General features: G+C 71.9%; 16 protein-coding genes and 1 pseudogene. 13 read left to right on the forward strand and 4 right to left on the reverse strand.

Features of this window, described 5'->3' with window-relative positions; translation table 11 throughout:
* Positions 1-37 precede the first annotated feature (37 nt).
* Positions 38-973, reverse strand: coding sequence for an RNA polymerase sigma factor SigF (locus IE311_RS30940; RefSeq protein ID WP_189835157.1), 936 nt, complete (start codon positions 971-973; stop codon positions 38-40).
* 221 nt (positions 974-1,194) lie between these two features.
* Here IE311_RS30940 and IE311_RS30945 point away from each other — a divergent pair, with 221 nt between their 5' ends.
* The 6 genes from IE311_RS30945 (at position 1,195) to IE311_RS30970 (ending at position 6,432) form a co-directional block, all read left to right on the forward strand.
* Positions 1,195-1,563 carry an STAS domain-containing protein gene (locus IE311_RS30945; protein WP_189835158.1) on the forward strand — a complete coding sequence of 123 codons (369 nt, stop codon included), beginning with the start codon at positions 1,195-1,197 and terminating at the stop codon, positions 1,561-1,563.
* A gap of 88 nt (positions 1,564-1,651) precedes the next feature.
* On the forward strand, positions 1,652-2,071 hold the full coding sequence (locus IE311_RS30950) for an ATP-binding protein (protein ID WP_189835159.1): 420 nt from the start codon (positions 1,652-1,654) through the stop codon (positions 2,069-2,071).
* Positions 2,072-2,418: 347 nt separating this feature from the next.
* Positions 2,419-3,114, forward strand: a complete 696-nt coding sequence (locus IE311_RS30955; RefSeq protein WP_189835160.1) for a peptidase — start codon at positions 2,419-2,421, stop codon at positions 3,112-3,114.
* Positions 3,114-3,938: a COG1361 family protein gene (locus IE311_RS30960; protein ID WP_189835161.1), complete on the forward strand. Its 825-nt coding sequence runs from the start codon at positions 3,114-3,116 to the stop codon at positions 3,936-3,938. The genes IE311_RS30955 and IE311_RS30960 overlap by 1 nt, the downstream gene beginning before the upstream one ends.
* Complete coding sequence (locus IE311_RS30965; protein ID WP_189835162.1) at positions 3,935-4,978, forward strand: hypothetical protein; 1,044 nt, start codon at positions 3,935-3,937, stop codon at positions 4,976-4,978. Before IE311_RS30960 ends, IE311_RS30965 begins: the two co-directional genes overlap by 4 nt.
* A gap of 14 nt (positions 4,979-4,992) precedes the next feature.
* Positions 4,993-6,432 carry a hypothetical protein gene (locus IE311_RS30970; protein WP_189835163.1) on the forward strand — a complete coding sequence of 480 codons (1,440 nt, stop codon included), beginning with the start codon at positions 4,993-4,995 and terminating at the stop codon, positions 6,430-6,432.
* Positions 6,433-6,507: 75 nt separating this feature from the next.
* Here IE311_RS30970 and IE311_RS30975 read toward each other — a convergent pair whose 3' ends face one another.
* Positions 6,508-8,028, reverse strand: coding sequence for a peptide MFS transporter (locus IE311_RS30975; RefSeq protein WP_189835164.1), 1,521 nt, complete (start codon positions 8,026-8,028; stop codon positions 6,508-6,510).
* A 429-nt stretch (positions 8,029-8,457) separates the two neighbouring features.
* On the opposite strand from IE311_RS30975, the gene IE311_RS30980 reads away from it, so the two are divergent.
* Positions 8,458-9,135, forward strand: a complete 678-nt coding sequence (locus IE311_RS30980; protein WP_030315177.1) for a response regulator transcription factor — start codon at positions 8,458-8,460, stop codon at positions 9,133-9,135.
* 237 nt (positions 9,136-9,372) lie between these two features.
* A complete protein-coding gene (locus IE311_RS30985) occupies positions 9,373-10,644 on the forward strand; it encodes an ATP-binding protein (protein ID WP_189835165.1) in 1,272 nt (423 codons plus the stop codon).
* 55 nt (positions 10,645-10,699) lie between these two features.
* Here the strand turns inward: IE311_RS30985 and IE311_RS30990 are convergent, their stop codons facing one another.
* Complete coding sequence (locus IE311_RS30990) at positions 10,700-11,215, reverse strand: GtrA family protein (protein ID WP_189835166.1); 516 nt, start codon at positions 11,213-11,215, stop codon at positions 10,700-10,702.
* A gap of 134 nt (positions 11,216-11,349) precedes the next feature.
* Here IE311_RS30990 and IE311_RS30995 point away from each other — a divergent pair, with 134 nt between their 5' ends.
* From IE311_RS30995 to IE311_RS31010, 4 genes are all read left to right on the forward strand, one after another.
* The gene (locus IE311_RS30995) at positions 11,350-12,543 is read left to right on the forward strand and encodes a 5-(carboxyamino)imidazole ribonucleotide synthase (protein WP_229902267.1); all 1,194 of its coding nucleotides are present in this window, start codon (positions 11,350-11,352) and stop codon (positions 12,541-12,543) included.
* 35 nt (positions 12,544-12,578) lie between these two features.
* Complete coding sequence (gene purE, locus IE311_RS31000; protein WP_189835178.1) at positions 12,579-13,076, forward strand: 5-(carboxyamino)imidazole ribonucleotide mutase; 498 nt, start codon at positions 12,579-12,581, stop codon at positions 13,074-13,076.
* Positions 13,073-14,284 (forward strand): dipeptidase, encoded by a 1,212-nt coding sequence (locus IE311_RS31005; protein WP_189835168.1) that lies wholly within the window; start codon positions 13,073-13,075, stop codon positions 14,282-14,284. The genes purE and IE311_RS31005 overlap by 4 nt, the downstream gene beginning before the upstream one ends.
* A 138-nt stretch (positions 14,285-14,422) precedes the next feature.
* Positions 14,423-15,346, forward strand: a complete 924-nt coding sequence (locus IE311_RS31010) for a membrane dipeptidase (RefSeq protein WP_189835169.1) — start codon at positions 14,423-14,425, stop codon at positions 15,344-15,346.
* Between the two features lie 61 nt (positions 15,347-15,407).
* On the opposite strand, the gene IE311_RS31015 is transcribed toward IE311_RS31010, so the two are convergent.
* Entirely contained in the window at positions 15,408-16,733 is a 1,326-nt protein-coding gene (locus tag IE311_RS31015) for a UDP-glucose dehydrogenase family protein (protein WP_189835170.1), read from the reverse strand.
* Positions 16,734-16,853: 120 nt separating this feature from the next.
* Here IE311_RS31015 and IE311_RS36945 point away from each other — a divergent pair.
* Positions 16,854-16,974, forward strand: a pseudogene (locus IE311_RS36945) (acyl-CoA dehydrogenase family protein); the annotation flags it as partial.

Below are 16,974 nucleotides of genomic sequence, written 5' to 3' on the forward strand. Positions count from 1 at the left end.
CGCAGCCAGTTTGACGCGCCGGCGGAGGCGGTGGAGGTCATTCCTCCAGAGTGAGTCCCCGGCGCAGCCGCGCGAGTGTGCGGGCGAGCAGCCGGGACACGTGCATCTGTGAGATGCCGAGTTCCGTGCCGATCTCCGACTGGGTCATGCCGGACACGAAGCGGAGGGAGAGGATCTGCCGTTCGCGGGCGGGCAGGGAGGCGATCATCGGCTTGAGGGAGGCGATGTACTCGATCCCGGTGAGGCCGTGGTCCTCGTAGCCCAGCCGGTCGGCGAGGGTGGCCTCGCCGCCGCCGCCGTCCTCCTCGTCGGGCTGCGCGTCGAGGGAGCTCGCGGTGTACGCGTTGCTCGCGGCCATGCCCTCGACGACCTCCTCGGGGGCGATGCCGAGTTCCTCGGCGAGTTCGGCGACGGTCGGGGCGCGGTCGAGTCGCTGGGCGAGCGTGTCACCGGCCCTGGCGAGTTCGAGGCGCAGCTCCTGGAGCCTGCGGGGTACGTGCACGGACCAGGAGGTGTCGCGGAAGAAGCGCTTGATCTCGCCGATGATCGTGGGCATCGCGAAGGTGGGGAACTCGACGCCGCGGGCGAGCTCGAAGCGGTCGATCGCCTTGATGAGGCCGATGGTGCCGACCTGGACGATGTCCTCCATCGGCTCGCTGCGGGTGCCGAAGCGGCTCGCGGCGAACCTGACGAGGGACAGGTTGAGTTCGACGAGGGTGTTGCGGACGTACGCGTGGTCGTGGGTGCCCTCTTCGAGCTCGGTCAGCCGGGCGAAGAGCTGCTTCGACAGGGCGCGCGCGTCGACCGGTCCGACACGGTCGAGGGGGCGGTCGGTGAGCTGCTCGGTGAGCTGCGCGGGGAGTGCGACGGCGCGCTCGGGGAAGGCGTCGTCGGGGCGGCGGTCGGAACGGTCGAGGGGGACTGCTGCCGACGGCGCGTCGGGGGTACGCGGGGCGTCGAGCCGGGGTGACATGGGTCTCCTTCATGGGTCTTCTGCTGCGGTTTGCGGCGCCTCCGAAGCCGGTCGTGTCGGGTGTTCTCCTCTAGCCCTACCTGCTCGACGGCGAAGGTCGCAACTGTCGACAATCCGCTTTGTCCGGTTATGTGGTGGAGCTTGGGTGCGCGAAGGGGTGCCCCGCTTGTAGGGTTCGAGGCACGTCAGTCGTCATCCGCGAGAGCGAAAGAGGCACGGCCATGGACCGCGAGCACATCGGCAGCGCACCGCCCGCGCGGCTGCGGGTCGAGGTCCGGACCGTGGGCGCGAGTGAACTCCTCGCGCCGGTGGGTGAGCTCGATCACCACACCGCCGAACTGCTGCGCTCCCCCCTGGACGACGCGCTCGAAGCGGGCCGCTCGCGGCTGGTCGTCGACTGCTCCGGTCTGGAGTTCTGCGACTCGACCGGGCTGAACGTGCTCCTCGGCGCCCGGCTCAGGGCGGACGCCGCCGGCGGTGGCGTCCATCTCGTGGGGATGCGGCCCCCGGTGGCCCGGGTGTTCCACATCACGGGCGCGGACGCCGTCTTCACCGTGCACGAGACGCTCGCCACAGCCCTTCCCGACTGAGCCCGTCCGGCGGGGCCGCCCGGCGCGCCCCGCCCGCACGGCCCGTACGACCTGCCCCTGTCCCGTCGATCGGTGAGGTGAAGCGCTGATGGACCAAGCTTCCGACGTCCGTACGCTCGCCCTCGGCGAGACCAGCGGCACCGTGCCTCTCGCCCGTGACTTCACGCGGACGGCGCTCCACGAGTGGGGCTGGCTGCCGGCCGCCACCGCCGACCGCAGAGCCGCCGCCGAGGACGTCCTCCTCGTCGTCTCCGAACTCGTCACCAACGCCTGTCTGCACGCCGAGGGCCCCGAGCGCCTCCGCGTCCTGCGGCTGCCCAAGATCCTGCGCCTCGAAGTCACCGACCGGGGTGCGGGCACGCCCGCGCCCCGCACCCCGCACCGCTCCGGACGCCCGGGCGGGCACGGGATGTTCATCGTGCAGCGGCTCTGCCTCGACTGGGGCATCGAGCGCACGCCCGGCGCCCCCGGAAAGACGGTCTGGGCCGAACTCTCCTCACCCGCTTAGGAGTCGACCGGCCGCACCGCCCGGCCCCGGCCCGCCGCGCCGCCGCACCGCCCGGCCCCGGCCCGTCGCACCGCGGCACCTTCCGGAGCCGCACCGCCGCACCTTCCGGACTCGGCCCGCCGCACCGCCCGGAGCCTGCCCGCCGTCCCTTCCGGAGCCGACCGGCCGCACCGCCCGGCCCCGGCCCGCGCTCCTCTCGGGAACCGGCCCGCGCGCCCGTCCGGCGACCGCCCCGGGACTTTCACGGTCTCTCTTCCTTCCTTCTTCTTCCCTCCGTAAGGCCTCAGGCGTACCTTGACGCCCAATCTGAAAGACCGTCAGTTACGTTGCGGTGAGGGGTGCTCGGGGTGTCCAAGGAGCCGAACCGGAGGAGAACGACCGCCGCGCTCACGGCGGCGGTGGCGGTGGCGGGCGCGGCCGTGCTCGCCGGCGCACCGGCCGCCCACGCGGCCGTCGTCGACGTCAACTACGCCTGCGAGACGAAGATCGGACCCAAGAGCGCCGTCTCGCCCGTCGACATCAAGGCCGTCAAGAACGGCAGCGCGTACACGATCACCATGTCGTTCGAGAAGGGCGTCTCCGACAGCCCGGTCGAGCTGCCCAAGGGCGTCATGACCCCGCGCGCCGACCTCGTCCTCGGCGGCGCCGACTCCGGCACCCTCAAGGTCAAGGGAACGCCGAACACGGCCGCCATCCCGCCCGACACCCCCATCAGGATCGGGACGCTCACGGGCACCTACACCCCGAAGAAGAACGGCAGGGTCACCTTCACGGCAGGGACGCTCACCGTGCACGCCCTCGGCATGGACGCCGCCGTCTGCACCCCGAAGAACAACCCCAAGGCCTCCCTCGAACTGGAGGTCACCGGCCTCTCCGGCGGCTCCGACACCCCACCGCCCTCCGGCGGCGAGGAGGAACCCGCCGCCGAACTCCCCAAGACCGGCCCGCTCGACTCCGCCACGGCCCTCGGCACCCTCGGCGGCACCGTCCTGCTGACCGGCGCCGCCGGAGTCCTCTGGCTCACGCGGCGCACGGCACGCTGATGCGGGCGGCGGCACGCTCCGGGCTCGCCGCCGCCGCGACCGCCCTCCTCGGCGCGGTCGCGGCGGCGCCCCCCGGTGCCCAGGCCTGGACGGCGGCACCCGCCGCCGGACGGCCGTACGCCTATCTGGAGGGCCCCGCCGGCAGCGTCCTCCAGGACACCCTGTCGCTGACCAACCCGGGCGCACGGCCGCTCACCGTACGGCTGAGCGGGCAGGGCGCTCCGGTGACCTTCGCCGCCCGGAGCGTGACCGTGCCCGCCAGGACCCGGGCCGACGTGCCCTTCGCCGTGACCGTCACCGCGGACACCCCGCCCGGCGAACACCGGGGGACGGTACGGGCCACGGCGGCCGACCGGGAGGTCCGTGTCGACCTGCGGCTCCGGGTCAGCGGCCCGCGGATCGCCGCGCTCACCGTCGAGGACGTCCGCGTCGACACCACCACCGGCGACCTCCGGTACACCCTGGTCAACCGGGGGACCACGGTCCTCGCCCCGCAGCTCGCGGTGCGCGCCGACGGCGTCCTCGGCACCGTCCTCGACCGGCCGGTCCGCCCCCTGGCGCTCACCCTCAGGCCCGGCGAGCGGGCCACCCGCACCGAACCCTGGCCCGACCCGCCCGCCCTCGACTCCGTCACCGTCCGGCTGACCGCCACCGCCCCGGGCGCGGCCCCCGCCACCGCCCGCGCAGAGGCCTCCTTCGCCTCGGGCCCGGCCCTCACCGGGGCGGCCGGGCTGCTCCTGGCGGCGGCGGGCGGCGGGACGTACGCGGTACGGCGGCGCGGCAGGGCCCGTACCCAGCGAGCGTCCGCGGGAGCGAACACATGAGGTGGATCCGTACAGCGGCGGCGCTCGTCACCGTGTTCGCCCTCGCCCTGCTGCCCGCGGCCCCCGCGGCGGCGGCCCCGGGCCCGGTCGTCGTGCTCTCGGAGGCGGAGGGCGGCAAGGGCGGCGAGATCACCGTCAGCGGCAGCGGCTGGAAACCGGGCGCGCTGCTCATGCTGCTGATCTGCGGCCAGGCGGCCCCCGGCAAGGGCGTCATCGGCGGCACCAACTCCTGCGCCAACACCGAGGGCCGGGCCGCGACCGTCGACGCCCGGGGCGCGTTCAGCGTGAAACTCCCGGTCGCCGAGCCGCCCAAGCCCTGCCCCTGTGTCGTCCACGTGGCCGGGGTCACCGGCCAGGAGGACGCCGTCGACCGGGAGTTCACCGTCGCGGGGCACCCCACCGCACCGCTCCCCGAGGCCTCCGGGGACGGGCGGCTCGCCGTCCTCGCCGCCGTACGCCTCGACGGCTCCGGCGGCCTCCTCACCTGGTTCGGGGCGCCACCTTCCCGCGAGATCGTCTTCACCGTCGGCAACCTCGGCTCCGCCCCCGTGAAGGACCCCGTCTTCCAGGTCGGCTCCAGCCACGGCGTGTTCGCGCCGCAGTACGAGGAACGGCAGTGGCGCGGCACGATCGCCCCCGGCAGGAAGGCCCTCGTCCGGCTCCCCGTCGAACTCACGGCGGGCGCGCACGGCGACTACCAGGTCTCCGTGCGGTACGCGGGCAAGGTCCTGGTCGAGCAGCCGTGGGGGGTCGGCAGGCCCTGGGGCGTGACGCTCTTCTGGCTGCTGCTCGCCGTCGTCGTACCGGCGGCGCTCTTCCGGATCGGGATGGCCGTGGTGGACCGCTTCCGCCCGGCGTCCGCCGCCCCGCCGCGACCGCGGTCCCGCCCCCGGCCGCTCGCCCGGCTCCGCACACGTGCCCCCGACCCCGCCCGGCGGGACCCGGGGGACGACGAACCGACCGCGGCCCTGCCGTGGTTCAGTCCTGACTCCGCACCGTCAGCCCCAGAGAGCAGCCCGACGACGAAGGGACATGCGTGAGTACGCAACGGAGGATGAGCGCGGCCGGAGTCGCGCTGATGCTCGGCGGCGCGGGGATCATGATTTCCGCCGGCCCCGCCCAGGCCGCCGAGGTCTCGTACAAGACGGAGTGCATCCCGCCGTCGATCTCCGGACTTCCGCCCGTGCAGGGCACGACGAAGGTGCTGATCTCGGCACCGGCGGAGGCCCAGGTCGGCGACGAGGTCGAGATCGTCTGGAAGACGGTCCAGGCCGCGTCGAAGAACCCCGACGTGCTCGACCTCGGCGCGGACACGGTCAAGCCGACCGGTGTCCTCACCGTGGGCGGCGCAGGGACCGGCACCGTCTCGATGGAGGGGCCCCGGCAGAACCCGCCCATCCCCAAGAACAGCCCGATGGTGCTGTCCGAGATGAAGGGGAAGCTGAAGCTGGACAAGGCGGGTGACATCACCCTCACGCCCGGCAAGTACACGATCAACGTGTCCAAGCCGCTGTCGACGGACACCAAGTGCGCGCCGAAGGAGGCGGTGCCGGTCGCCGCGACGATCAAGGTCAAGGCCGGCGGCGGCTCCTCCGGCGGTACGACCACGACGGGCGGCACGACGACAGGAGGCACGAACGGCGGGTCCACCACCGGCTCCACCACCTCGGGCGGTACGACCACGACCTCGGGCGGCGGTACGACCACCACCGGCGGCGGCTCGACCACCACCGGCGGCTCCGCGAGCTCCTCCTCCGGCGGCACCGGCGGATCCTCCACCTCGGGCTCCGGCTCCTCCTCCGGCGGATCGTCCGGTTCCGGCGGCGGCGCCGGCGGCCGGACGTCCTTCCCCGGCAAGGAGGTCGCCGTCACGTTCGCCTGCACGGCACCCGGCCCGGAGTCGATCAACGGCAAGGTGACGATCGACGCCAGGAAGAACGGCGGTGTGTACGACCTCACGGTCAGGACGGCCAAGGGCGTCATGAACAGCCCCGCCGCGCTTCCCGCGGGCGCGCTGAAGGGCTCGATGGCGGTGAAGATCGGTGGGGCCGACAGCGGCACGGTGAGCGTCTCGGGCCCCCCGAACCCCACCGCGCTGAAGCTGGGCGACCCGGTGAACCTGCCCGACATGAAGGGTACGTACAAGCCCGGAGCGACCGGAAAGTCCACGCTCAGCCCCGGCACGCTGACCATCAAGGTCACCCTCGGCAGCTCGGCGATGGAGATCCCGTGCCAGGTGAAGGGCGCCGTCAAGGCCTCCCTCGAACTGGACACGAGCAAGCAGGCGGGCGGCGCGGCCGGCGGATCCGGCTCGGGCTCCGGCAGCGGATCGGGCAGCGGCTCCGGCTCCGGCGGCTCCGACGGCGGGAACCTCGCCGAGACCGGTGCCGAGAACGACGGTGCCCTGCGCGCCCTCGCCCTGGTCGCCGGCACGGTGATCCTGCTCGGCGGCGCGGTGTTCACCTTCACCCCGTGGGCGCGCCTCAGGCGCTGACGGGCGGCCGGACACGGCGAAGGCCGCCGCACCGGATCGGTGCGGCGGCCTTCGTACGAGCCGGGTGGGGCGACGTCAGTGGACGCTGCCCATGAGGCCCTGGACCTTCTTGCGGTACATGAAGATCGCGAAACCGGCCGCGACGGCGAGCGTCGCCTGCATGGCGATGATCCCTGTTCCGTTCAGGTCCACGCCCGCGATGGAGAGCAGACCCGTGGTGCAGTCACCGGCGGTGACGGCGAGGAACCAGACACCCATCATCTGGGAGGCGTACTTCTTCGGCGCCATCTTCGTGGTGACGGAGAGGCCGACCGGGGAGAGGCACAGCTCACCGATGGTCTGGATCATGTAGATCGTGACCAGCCACATCGGGGAGACCTTGGTGCCGTCGCCCGCCATGTTCATCGGGACGATGAAGACGAAGAAGGACGCGCCGACGAGGACCAGACCCATCGCGAACTTCACGATGGTGTTCGGCTCCTGGTTCTTGCGGGCCAGCCACAGCCACAGCCAGGCGAACACCGGAGCCAGCGCCATCACGAACAGCGGGTTGAGCGACTGGTACCAGGTGGCGGGGAAGCCGAGGCCGAAGATCGTGCCGGCGGTCTTGTCGTCGGCGAACAGCGACAGCGTGGAGCCGCCCTGGTCGTAGATCATCCAGAAGATGGCGGCCGCGACGAAGAACCAGATGTAGCCGGTCACCCGCGAGCGCTCGCCCGAGTCGAGGTCCTTGTCGCGCTTGATGCGGGCCAGGACGGCGACCGGGATGATCAGACCCGCGAGGGTGATCGGGACCATCGCCCAGTTCAGGGTGTACATGCCCATGGCGACGACGGCGCCGTAGAACACGGCGACCACGACGGCGACGACGGCGGCCTTGGTGATGACGGCCTTGCGCTCCTCGGCGGACAGCGGGTTCGGGACCTCGCTGCTCTTCGGGTTGAGCGTCTTGCCGAAGATCAGGAAGACGGCCAGGCCGAGGCCCATGCCGACGGCGGCGAGGGCGAAGCCCAGGTGCCAGTTGACCTTCTCGCCGACGGTGCCGATGACCAGCGGGGCGAAGAACGCGCCGAGGTTGATGCCGACGTAGAAGAGCGTGAAGCCACCGTCACGGCGCGGGTCGTCCGCGCCCTTGTAGAGGTGGCCGACCATCGTCGAGATGTTGGCCTTCAGGAGGCCGGAGCCGACCGCGACGAGCGCGAGGCCGACGAAGAACATCGCCTGGCCGGGGATGGCCAGCGACACGTGACCGAGCATGATCACGGAAGCGGCGATCGCGACGGTCTTGCGGGCGCCCCAGACGCGGTCGCCGAACCAGCCGCCGGGCATGGCCATCAGGTAGACCATCGAGACGTAGACGGAGTAGATCGCCGTCGCGGTCGCCGCGGTCATCGCGAGGCCGCCGCCCTGGCTGCCCGTGGCGGCGTCGACGCCACCGGAGACCAGGTACAGAACGAGAAGGGCCCTCATGCCGTAGTAGGAGAAACGCTCCCACATCTCGGTCATGAAGAGAGTGGCCAGACCACGGGGGTGGCCGAGGAAGGTCTTCTCGTAGCCGAGGGGTTCGGCCGAGTCCTTCGTCAGGCTGGACGCCATGTCGATCCTTGCTCTGTCGGGACGCGCGCCTTGTGAGCGTGGTGCGCCCGGTGGGGGAGGCCGGCACCGGCGGAATCGGAGTGGACTCCACCGGGATCCACGCCCCGGGAGATGCGTCTTCGCGTCCCGGGACCCGGCCCACAGGTCGTTCATCGTCTTCGAGGTTCGGCTGTGCCGACCTCACGCAGAAAGAGGACCTTGGCGCGCGAAGCTGGCCAAAGGTCCCCGATTACCGCTACAGACGTCGAGCCACCATACGACACGACAGTGCCGGATATGGAAGGACTTGAGAGATGGATCACAGGTGAATATGCAACCGTGAAGGGCCATTCGAAGGTCATGTGCAAGATACCCACATGATCCCCAGGGTTTCCCCGATCCCTCGGGATCACGCCCCGGCCTCCCACCCGTCCGGACTACCATCACCCCATGACCCGTGTACTGCTCGCCGAGGACGACGCCTCCATCTCGGAACCGCTGGCCCGCGCCCTGCGGAGAGAGGGGTACGAGGTCGAGGTCCGCGAGGACGGCCCCACCGCCCTCGACGCCGGACTCCAGGGCGGCGTGGACCTCGTCGTGCTCGACCTGGGGCTGCCCGGCATGGACGGCCTCGAAGTCGCCCGGCGGCTGCGCGCCGAGGGCCACACGGTCCCGATCCTGGTGCTCACCGCGCGTGCGGACGAGGTCGACACGGTGGTCGGGCTCGACGCGGGCGCCGACGACTACGTCACCAAGCCCTTCCGGCTCGCCGAGCTCCTCGCCCGGGTCCGGGCCCTGCTCCGGCGCGGCTCCACCGAGCCCGTCGTCGCCCCCTCGACCCACGGCGTACGGATCGACGTCGAGTCGCACCGCGCCTGGATGGGCGACGAGGAGCTCCAGCTCACGGCGAAGGAGTTCGACCTGCTCCGGGTCCTGGTCAGGGACGCCGGCCGGGTCGTCACCCGCGACCAGCTGATGCGCGAGGTCTGGGACACCACCTGGTGGTCCTCCACCAAGACCCTCGACATGCACATCTCCTGGCTCCGCAAGAAGCTCGGCGACGACGCGGCGAACCCGCGCTACATCGCCACGGTGAGAGGCGTCGGCTTCCGCTTCGAGAAGAGCTGACCCGGACGGGCAGTTCCGTACGGGCCGCCGATCCGTACGGGCCGCCGATCCGTACGGGCAGTTCCGTACGGGCAGTTCCGTACGGGCCGATCGGCACCGGCCGATCCGCGTGAGCCGATCCGGGCCGGCCGATCCGCGCGGGTACGCCCCCGCCGCCGTCACCACCTGTCGAGGGCGGGTCGGGCGGCCGGGCCCGTAGGCTCGGGACCGTTCCCCGTTCCCGCCCGGAGGGCCACCGTGCGCCGCCGTCTCATCAACTCCACCCTCGCCGTGGTCCTCGTCGTGGTCGCCGTCTTCGGCGTCTCCCTCGTCATCGTCGAGACGCGCACGATCTCCAGCAGCGCCCAGGAGAGCGTGGACCTGGAGGCGCTGCGGATCGTCTCCATCGTCGACAGCCGGCTCATCGGAGGGGAACCGGTCAATCCGGACATCCTCTCCCAGCAGAGCGGCGCCAAGCGGTACGCCCAGATCCACATCCCCGGCCGGGACACGATCGAGATCGGCACCCGCCCCGACGGGGACGTCACCCGCGGCCTCGCCGAGGGCGAGCGCGGCGAGACGGTCGTCGTCGAGGAGTCCCGCTCCGCCGTCACGTCGGAGATCGGCCGCACCCTCATGATCATCGGGGCGGTGGCCCTGCTCGCCGTGATCGCCGCCGTCCTCCTCGCCGTACGGCAGGCCAACAAGCTCACCTCCCCGCTCACCGACCTCGCGGAGACCGCGGAGCGCCTCGGCTCGGGCGACCCCCGCCCCCGGCACAAGCGGTACGGGGTGCCCGAGCTGGACCGGGTCGCGGACGTCCTGGACGCCTCCGCCGAGCGGATCGCCCGGATGCTCACCGCCGAACGCCGGCTCGCCGCCGACGCCTCGCACCAGCTCCGTACGCCCCTCACCGCCCTTTCCATGCGTCTGGAGGAGGTGGCCCTCGCCGACGACCTGGACACGGTCAAGGAGGAGGCGACGATCGCACTCACCCAGGTCGAGCGGCTCACCGACGTCGTCGAGCGGCTCCTGACGAACTCCAGGGACCCGCGGACGGGCTCCGCCGTCGCCTTCGACCTGGACGAGGTCATCAAGCAGCAGCTCGAGGAGTGGCGCCCGGCCTACCGCAGCGCGGGGCGGGCCATCGTCCACTCGGGCAAGCAGGGGATGCGGGCGGTCGGCACCCCGGGCGCGGTCGCCCAGGTCCTCGCCGCCCTGATCGAGAACTCGCTCATGCACGGCGGCGGCACGGTCGCGCTGCGGACCCGGGTCATCGGCAACCAGTCGGTGATCGAGGTCACGGACGAGGGCCCGGGCGTCCCGGCCGACCTCGGCGCGCGGATCTTCGAGCGGGCCGTCAGCGGCCGCAGCTCCACGGGCATCGGCCTGGCCGTCGCCCGCGACCTGGCGGAGGCGGACGGCGGCCGTCTGGAGCTGCTTCAGCAGCATCCGCCGGTCTTCGCGCTCTTCCTCAGCCGTGAGGTCAGAAGCGTCTCGGGCAAGCAGTCGGCCCGGCCCGTGCGGTGAAGGCCCTGTTCGGCGACGAGTAGCGGAGTACCGCGAGGTGTCGCGGGGGTGAAGGTCAGACGCGGTCGGGCTGGCGGCGGGTCGCCTGCCGAGGGGCGTGCTCCAGGAACGATTCGGCGGTCTGCACCGCCTCCTTCGCCGGCAGCGCCCGGAACACCCAGGTGCGGTACGACCAGAAGCGGAACAGGGTGCCGATGCCGATGCCGAAGAACTTGAAGAAGTTGCTCGCCAGCGGGCCGTCCCAGCCGAAGCCGTACGTCGCCGCGTAGAGCACACCGTTCTCGATGACCATGCCGACGACGCTGAACAGCAGGAACAGCGACATCTCCTTGGTCCGGCCGGACTTGTCCCGGTCGCGGTACGTGAAGTAGCGGAACCCCACGTAGTTGAAGACGATCGCGACCACCGTGGCGATCAGGCTGGCCCGCACCATCGGAATGTCCGTGGTGCCGCGCACCAGGTTGAAGACGCCGAGGTTGACGAGGACGCCGAGACCGCCGACCACCCCGAACTTGGCGACCTCCCGGGCGAGCCGGTCGAGTCGCGTGCGCAGCGCGCCGGGTTCACTCATGGTGATGGCTCTGTCCCGTCGGTCCGGGTGACGTCCGGGCGACGTCAACCCAACCATGCTAACCAGCGCTCCTGTCACCCGCCCGTGTACCTCGGAAACCCCTGGCGCACCGGGCTCCCACCAGGGCCGTTCTTGTGCCAAACCACAGCCGGACGGGTGTTCCCGGATGGTGCGGATACCCTAAGAGGGTGACGTTTCCGGTAGTCGGCATGGTCGGTGGCGGGCAGCTCGCCCGAATGACCCACGAGGCGGGCATCCCCCTCGGCATCAAGTTCAAGCTCCTCAGTGACACCCCGCAGGACTCGGCGGCCCAGGTGGTGAGCGAGGTCGTCATCGGCGACTATCGCGACCTGGCTACGCTGCGTGACTTCGCGCGCGGATGTGACGTGATCACCTTCGATCACGAGCACGTCCCCACGGAGCACCTGCGGGCCCTGGAGGCGGACGGCATTCCCGTCCGCCCCGGGCCCGACGCGTTGGTGCACGCCCAGGACAAGGGGGTGATGCGCGCCAGACTGGACGAGATCGGCGCACCCAGCCCCCGGCACCGCATCGTGGCGGACCCCGAGGACGCGGCGGCCTTCGCCGCCGAGGTCGGGGGCTACCCGATCATCCTCAAGACCGTCCGCGGCGGCTACGACGGCAAGGGCGTCTGGTTCGTCCGCACGCCCGAGGACGCCCGCGACCCCTTCCTCGCCGGAGTCCCGGTCCTCGCCGAGGAGAAGGTCGACTTCGCGCGCGAGCTCGCCGCGAACATCGTCCGCTCCCCGCACGGCCAGGCCGTCGCCTACCCGGTCGTCGAGTCCCGTCAGGTCGACGGCGTCTGCGACACCGTGATCGCCCCGGCGCCGGACCTCGATCCCGAGCTGGCCGGCCAGGCGCAGGAGCTGGCGCTGCGCATCGCCAAGGAGCTCGGGGTGATCGGCCACCTCGCCGTCGAGCTCTTCCAGACCACGGACGGCCGCATCCTCGTCAACGAACTGGCGATGCGCCCGCACAACTCCGGCCACTGGACGCAGGACGGCGCGATCACCTCGCAGTTCGCCAACCACGTCCGCGCGGTTCTCGACCTGCCGCTCGGCGATCCGCGTCCGCGCGCGACGTGGACCGTGATGTGCAATGTCCTGGGCGGCGACTTCCCGGACATGTACTCGGCGTATCTGCACTGCATGGCCAGGGACCCGCAGCTCAAGATCCACATGTATGGCAAGGACGTGAAGCCCGGCCGCAAGGTGGGCCACGTCAACACATACGGCGACGACCTGGACGACGTGCTGGAGCGCGCGCGTCACGCCGCCGGCTACCTGCGAGGAACGATCACCGAGTGAGCAGCATCAGCACCTCCCCCGTCGTCGGCATCGCCATGGGATCCGACTCCGACTGGTCCGTCATGGAGGCCGCCGCACAGGCCCTCGACGAGTTCGAGATCCCGTACGAGGTCAACGTCCTCTCCGCGCACCGCATGCCGCGCGAGATGATCGCGTACGGCGAGGAAGCCGCCGGTCGCGGCATCAAGGCGATCATCGCGGGCGCGGGCGGCGCCGCCCACCTCCCCGGCATGCTCGCCTCGGTCACCCCGCTGCCCGTCATCGGCGTGCCGGTGCCGCTGAAGTACCTCGACGGCATGGACTCGCTGCTCTCCATCGTGCAGATGCCGGCCGGCATCCCCGTCGCCACGGTCTCCGTCGCCGGCGCCCGCAACGCGGGCCTGCTCGCGGCCCGGATCCTCGCCGCCCACGACCCGGAGCTGCGCACCCGGATGACCGATTTCCTCCAGGAGCTCAACGACCAGGCCACCGAGAAGGGCAAGCGGCTGCGGGCCAAGGTCGAGGGCGCGGAGTCGTTCGGCTTCGCCAAGTGAGCGCCGCCGAGCGCCTTGCCGAGGCCCGGGAACTGCTCGCCGCCCACCCGGTCGTCGACGGGCACAACGACCTGCCGTGGGCGCTGCGCGAGCACGTGCGCTACGACCTGGACCGCATGGACATCGGCGCGGACCAGACCGGCGCGCTCCACACCGACCTCGCCCGGCTGCGGGCCGGTGGCGTCGGCGCCCAGTTCTGGTCGGTGTACGTGCCCTGCCGCCTGGCCGGGGACGACGCGGTCAGCGCGACCCTGGAGCAGATCGACATCGTCGACCAGCTCCTGGAGCGGTACGCGGGCGACCTCGCCCCGGCGCTGACGGCCGACGACATGGAGGCGGCCCGCAAGGAGGGCCGTATCGCCTCCCTGAAGGGTGCCGAGGGCGGCCACTCGATCAACAACTCCCTCGCCACCCTGCGCGCCCTGCACACCCTCGGCGTGCGCTACATGACGCTCACCCACAACGACAACAACGACTGGGCGGACTCGGCGACCGACGAGCCCGGCGTCGGCGGGCTCTCCGCCTTCGGCCGGCGGGTCGTCCGCGAGATGAACCGCTCCGGCATGCTCGTCGACCTCTCGCACGTCGCCGCCACCACCATGCGGGCCGCGCTCGACGCCTCCGTGGCGCCGGTGATCTTCTCGCACTCCTCGGCCCTGGCCGTCTGCGACCACCCGAGGAACATCCCGACCGACGTCCTGGAGCGGCTGCCCGCCAACGGTGGCGTCGCGATGGCCACGTTCGTGCCCAAGTTCATCCTCCCCGCGGCCGTCGAGTGGACCGCGCGGGCCGACGAGAACCTCCGGGCGCACGGCTTCGACCACCTCGACACCACCGCCGGGGCGATGAAGCTGCACCGCGCCTTCGAGGAGGCGAACCCGCGCCCGGTCGCCACCGCGGCCACGGTCGCCGACCATCTCGACCACATGCGCGAGGCCGCCGGCATCGACCACATCGGCATCGGCGGCGACTACGACGGGACGGCTTTCACCCCGGCCGGTCTCGACGACGTCGCCGGGTACCCGAACCTGATCGCGGAGCTGCTGCACCGCGGCTGGTCGCACCCGGACCTCGCCAAACTGACCTGGTCCAACGCGGTCCGGGCGCTCCGTGACGCGGAGGCCGTGTCGCGCGATCTGAGGGGCCGTACGGCACCGTCGAACGCGACGCTCGACTCCCTGGACTCCCCGGAGGGCCAGGGGGCCTGACGGCCCGTACGGGTCCCGCGTGTTCACCCGGACGGCTCAGTCCGCCGCGCCCCCGCGGGGGGCCGGTGGCACGGTGGACGGTACTGCCCCGCCGAACTCGGCGGGGCGGTACTGCATCACCGAGTTCGGAGTAGCACCATGGCGGATCTGCTAGACGACCATCCCACCCTCTCCACCGTTCCTGCCGCCGCCGGCGAGCCCGCGCCGCCGGAGCCACCCCCGCCGCTCGACGAGACCGCCCGGGCCCGCGCCCTCCTGGCCGCCCAGCCCGTCACCGAGGGGCACACCGAACTCCCCCGGTCCCTCGACCCGGAGGACCTTCCGCCGGCCCGCGCCGGGGAGGCCGGAGCACAGCTCTGGTCGCTCCACGTCGAGGCCGACGAGGGCATCGTCGGGACCCTGCGGCGCATCGACGCCGTCCGCGCGCTCGTCGCGGCCTGTCCCGAGGACCTGCGCCTCGCGCAGACCACCTCCGAGATGGCCCACGCCCGCAACTGCGGCCGGGTCGCGGCCCTGCTCGGCCCGGTCGCCTGGACCGCCCTCGGCGACTCCGCCGCGACCCTGCGGGCCTACCACGCCCTCGGCGTACGGGCCGTGAACCTCACCCGCTTCGACCGCTTCGCCCGTGACGCGGTACGGGAGATGAACCGCATCGGCCTGGCCGTGGACCTCTCCGGCGCCGACCAGGACACGGTCCGCCGCACACTGGAGGTCACCCGCGCCCCTGCCCTGCTCACCCGGGCGGCCCCGGAAGGCCTGCCGGACGACGTCCTGGGCCTCCTCGGCGCGAACGGCGCGGTCTGCATGGTCGCGGTCACGGACGACCCGTCCACCGCCGCCGACGTCCTGGACCGGGTGCGTACGGAGGCGGGAGCGCACTGCGCGGGCGTCTCCCACACGACGGCCCCGGCCGTCGGCTACGTCCCGCTCTTCGCGGAACTGCTGCGCCGGGGCTGGTCCGCCCAGGAGCTGGTCGGACTCGCGCACGCCAATGTGACCCGGGCGCTGCGGGAGACGGAGTTCCTGGCGAGGACGAACCGCATCAGGCCCGCGGCGGCCTGACCGTACGAAAGGGAGGAGGGGGCGCCGAAGCGGCGCCCCCTCCTCCCGTGCCCCGACGTTCTCAGGCGCGCGGGCGGCCCATCGCCCGGTACGTCCAGCCGGCCGCCCGCCAGCGCTCCGGGTCCAGGGCGTTGCGGCCGTCCAGGATCACCGGAGAGGCGACGACCTCGGCGAGCTCCGCCGGGTCGAGCTCACGGAACTCGCGCCACTCGGTCAGGTGCAGCACCACGTCCGCCCCGCGCACGGCCTCGCGTGCCGAGTCCGCGTACCCGAGGGTCGGGAAGACCCGCCGCGCGTTCTCCATGCCCTTGGGGTCGTAGACGGTGACCTGACCGCCCTGGAGGTGTATCTGACCGGCCACGTTCAGCGCGGGGGAGTCGCGGACGTCGTCCGAGTCCGGCTTGAAGGTGGCGCCGAGCACGGCCACCCGGCGGCCCAGGAAGGAGTTCCCGCCGAGGGCCTCCCGCGCCATCTCGACCATCTGGCCGCGCCGCCGCATGTTGATCGAGTCGATCTCGCGGAGGAAGGTCAGCGCCTGGTCGGCGCCCAGCTCGCCGGCGCGGGCCATGAAGGCCCGGATGTCCTTGGGGAGGCAGCCGCCGCCGAAGCCGATGCCGGCCCGCAGGAACTTGGGGCCGATCCGGTCGTCGTGGCCGAGGGCCTCGGCCAGCTTGACGACGTCGCCGCCGGCGGCCTCGCACAGCTCGGCCATCGCGTTGATGAAGGAGATCTTGGTGGCGAGGAAGGAGTTCGCGGACGTCTTCACCAGCTCGGCCGTCGGGAAGTCGGTCACCACGAACGGCGAGCCCTCGCCGACCGGCCCGGCGTACACCTCGCGCAGCAGCTTCTCCGCGCGCTCGCCGCGGACACCGACGACGATCCGGTCCGGGTGCAGGGTGTCCTGCACGGCGAAGCCCTCGCGCAGGAACTCCGGGTTCCAGGCCAGCTCCACGCCCTCGGGCAGCTCGCCCGCGAGCCGCTCGGCCGAGCCGACGGGCACGGTCGACTTCCCGACGACCAGGGCCCCTTCGCGTACGACTCCGGCGAGGGAGGCGAAGGCGGCGTCGACGTAGCTCATGTCGCAGGCGTACTCGCCGTGCTTCTGCGGAGTGTTCACACAGACGAAGTGGACGTCGCCGAAGGCGCCCACCTCCTCCCAGGAGGTGGTGAAGCGCAGCCGGCCGCTCGAACCCTCGATGCCGGCCACGTGCTTCGACAGGAGTTCTTCGAGGCCGGGCTCGTACATCGGGACCCGGCCGGAGGAGAGCAGCTCGATCTTCTCGGGGACGACGTCCAGGCCGAGGACGTCGAAGCCCAGTTCCGCCATGGCCGCGGCGTGGGTGGCGCCGAGGTAGCCGGTGCCGATCACGGTGATCTTGAGGGCCATGCGGGTCTCCAGTGAACGTCGGGCGGAATGCCTGCCCGAGCATAGTCGTGCCCTGGTCCGGGGCCGGATCACGCCCTACCATTTGGGTTACTTAACGGTAGTTAGCAAGTGTGGGAGTGAATGAGCGTGTCGGGTTCTGCTGATTTCGACCTGTATCGGCCCTCCGAGGAGCACGACATGCTCCGGGAGTCGGTTCGTGCTCTCGCGGAGGCGAAGATCGTGCCGTTCGCCGCGGCGGTGG

Origin of the sequence: Streptomyces zaomyceticus, assembly GCF_014656215.1 — a bacterium.
GTDB lineage: Bacteria > Actinomycetota > Actinomycetes > Streptomycetales > Streptomycetaceae > Streptomyces > Streptomyces zaomyceticus.